Annotated in this window: 2 protein-coding genes; one reads left to right on the top strand and one right to left on the bottom strand. The window is 41.0% G+C overall.

Annotation, left to right across the window (positions count from 1 at the left end; genetic code table 11):
- The first annotated feature begins 407 nt into the window (after window positions 1-407).
- A complete protein-coding gene (locus ABIQ28_RS13670; protein WP_348038242.1) occupies window positions 408-539 on the top strand; it encodes a hypothetical protein in 132 nt (43 codons plus the stop codon).
- A gap of 1,080 nt (window positions 540-1,619) precedes the next feature.
- Here ABIQ28_RS13670 and ABIQ28_RS13665 read toward each other — a convergent pair.
- Complete coding sequence (locus ABIQ28_RS13665; RefSeq protein ID WP_348038240.1) at window positions 1,620-2,726, bottom strand: Fic family protein; 1,107 nt, start codon at window positions 2,724-2,726, stop codon at window positions 1,620-1,622.
- Window positions 2,727-2,958 lie beyond the last annotated feature (232 nt).

Here is a 2,958-nt window from a genome sequence, read left to right as displayed (position 1 = left end):
TAGTCTAAAATTTAAGTCCAGCTGTGTTAGGATGTGAGATTAGTGTTAATAGCGTGTGGGAAAAGAATTAAGACCGCTTCGCTGTTAGAATCAAGAACCAAGACTTGATTAGTAATAATGTAGAGCCTTTGGTCAAATGATTTTAATATCATTCCTTATAAGATTTCACTTAATAATCACAAGTAAAAGTTTTTATAATCTTCTATGCTCGTGACATAGAGCAAGTGTAAAAAGTCAGATAACTTCTAGTGAGATTTGAAAAAACAATAAGATTAAACAGAATTGTAAAATTTAAATTTTTTATAAAACCATAAAATCGAAATATAATGAATTTGCCAAGGCAGGTAATCAAAAGGCGCGAGCCGGCTGCGAGTTGAGCAAGGGTGGTGGCTGCATAGGCCCGAAGGATGAGGGCGGCAGACGCCTACGGTTTACCGCAGGGCTGGCGCGATTTTTTGCTTCGGTGTGGCAAAGGCAAGGGTAGCGATTGCATGAAACGCAACGTTGACAGAGCCGAAATGGAGCAATACAGTTGGTAAAACACCTATTGTAGACCTGGCAATTTTCATGACCTATTATGGGTGCTTTGTTGAGGTTTACGAATAGTATTGCGGAATGAATAAACGTTGTGACGTGGAGTGGAATAAATGAGCTACGCTTGCGCGGGTTGCCGAAGTGGCTGAATGAAGGCATGAGGCACGAAGGCCTGAACCGAAGCTACTGGAGGCAAATGTGAAATTGCAAAAATCGTGACAGCCCGATCAGCCCGAAGCGACCCGCAGGCTCGCATAACATGAAGCAGCGGTTGTGCCCTTTAAAAATGTCGCCTGCTTTTGCAGGCACCTTATTGGGTACCTGCTTTTCGCAGGTAGGGCACAAAAGTAGCTGCGGGTGAGGAAGGAGAGAATGTGTGAAATAAAACAAATAAATAGTGCCAACGAGGACGTGTCGCCGCAGTGGCACTATTTATGGTGTGTGCAAGGCTTGATTGAGCGTGCATTTAAGAAGTTAGAGATTGCTTCGCGTTGCACGCAATGACGTGGGAAGGACCAAGTGCCTTGCACAGATGTTTTATGGAACAAAATAGAACGACTGACGAACTCCTTATTACCTGCCCCTATCTTAAAATGGAATAATTTAGGTTTCAAGGTGTTTTAAATCGTAGATGAGGATAGCAGTTGAAGACGGAGATTAGCTCCGCTGAATCTTCGATTTCCTGCCTGCGCAGGGACTAGATGGAACGACTGAGGAACTCCTTATTACCTGCCCTTAAAAATTAGTGATACAGTTTGATGTCATTCGCGATAAAAAAATTATCATCTTGAAAAGGAATTAAGACCGCTTCGCTGTTAGAACCAATAACTAAGACAAAACCGTAAATGGCTAAAAACTGGGTCTTATGATTAATAATCACCTGATATCGATGGGATCTACAAAACGCTAAAAAACTTATATCAGCCTGTATCGTTCAAAGGACGTCGAAACTTTAATCGGAAAATAATGGATTAAAATGGCTCAGTAAATTCAACATGAAAAACAGTTACTTAGCATGAAAACGAGTTATTATTCTTTAGAAAACATGAAAAATGATTACCGACCCATGGGTCTAGATTTGCCTCTTATTTTCGATTTAATTCATAATTAGTGCTTCTTCCTCCAGCCGTTTCCCTTTGCAAAATCTCTTTTTCTATCAGATCATTGATGTCACGTATGGCGGTGTCTTTGGAACACTTGGCGATCTTAGCCCATTTGGAGGACGTCAATTTTCCATCGAAGCCATCAAGAACTTTATTTAATAATTTTTTCTGACGTTCATTTATTAAAGTTTCAGAATGTTTATTCCAAAAATCTGCTTTCACTAAAACAGTGTTCAATAGGGTATCTGTTGTTGTCAATGCATTTATTAAGCAATTCAAAAACCATTGGATCCATTCCGTAATATCCAGACTTCCTTTTTGGGTGGTTTCCAACATATGGTAGTACTGCTTTCTTTCAGACCTGATTTGGGCAGACATACTATAAAACCTTTGGGAACTTTTATCAGATTGCGCCAATAGCATATCGGTAATGGCACGTGTTATCCGTCCATTGCCATCGTCAAATGGGTGGATGGTCACGAACCATAAATGGGCTATTGCCGCTTTTATGACTAAATCGGTTTTTTTATTGGTATTAAACCAATTTAAAAATTCCTGCATTTCATGCTCCACCAAAGGCGCTTCTGGTGCTTGAAAATGTACTTTTTCTTTCCCCATAGCACCCGACACCACCTGCATAGGTCCAGTATAATCTTTTCTCCAGTCAGCCACCGTTATTTTGTGCATGCCACTTCGAGCGGTTGGAAATAGCGCTGCGTGCCAATCAAAAAGGCGTTCGGCAGTTAAGGGTTGAAAACAATTTTGAGTGGCATCTAACATCATTTCGACAACGCCATCAACGTTCCTGTCAGCATCTACTGAAGTTGCCAATTCCATACCCAACCTTCTGGCGATTGAGGAACGTACTTGGTCAGGGTTTAAAAATTCCCCTTCAATTTCAGAGGATTTTAAAACATCGAGCGTTAAGGTATCCAGAAGCGCTTCGTTTCTCAACTCAAAGCCCAAGGATTCCATTTTACCTAAAAGCCTGCCTTGTAAATTTCGCGCTTCGCTCAATAGCATGAGGAAGGCATCACTGTTCCAAGTGAAGTGTGGCCAATGGTCATTTTGGTATATGTAGGCTTTCATTCGTTGCATATTTTACAACGAAAGTACGCTTTATTCGTTGCACAGCAAAGTATTCGTCGCTGTTTATGCGACGATTAGAACATTTATTCGTTGCATGCTTATAATTTATCCTCCTTCCTTGGTTTCTGCGGGGTACTCTACACTTATCATTTGGAAAGATTGCTTCGCTTTGCTCGCAATGACATGGAAAGTATGAGGTGTCGCCGCAGTGGCACTATTTATGGTGTGTGCA

The sequence above is a fragment of the Gelidibacter sp. genome, from assembly GCF_039916245.1.
In the GTDB taxonomy this organism is placed as follows: domain Bacteria; phylum Bacteroidota; class Bacteroidia; order Flavobacteriales; family Flavobacteriaceae; genus Gelidibacter.
Note: the sequence above shows the minus strand (reverse complement) of the source record. Positions and strands in the feature narration are given on the sequence as shown.

Coding starts and splice junctions, on each gene's coding strand:
- ABIQ28_RS13670 (WP_348038242.1), top strand. CDS start 408: ATGAGGGCGGCAGACGCCTACGGTTTACCGCAGGGCTGGCGCGATTTT.
- ABIQ28_RS13665 (WP_348038240.1), bottom strand. CDS start 2,726: ATGAAAGCCTACATATACCAAAATGACCATTGGCCACACTTCACTTGG.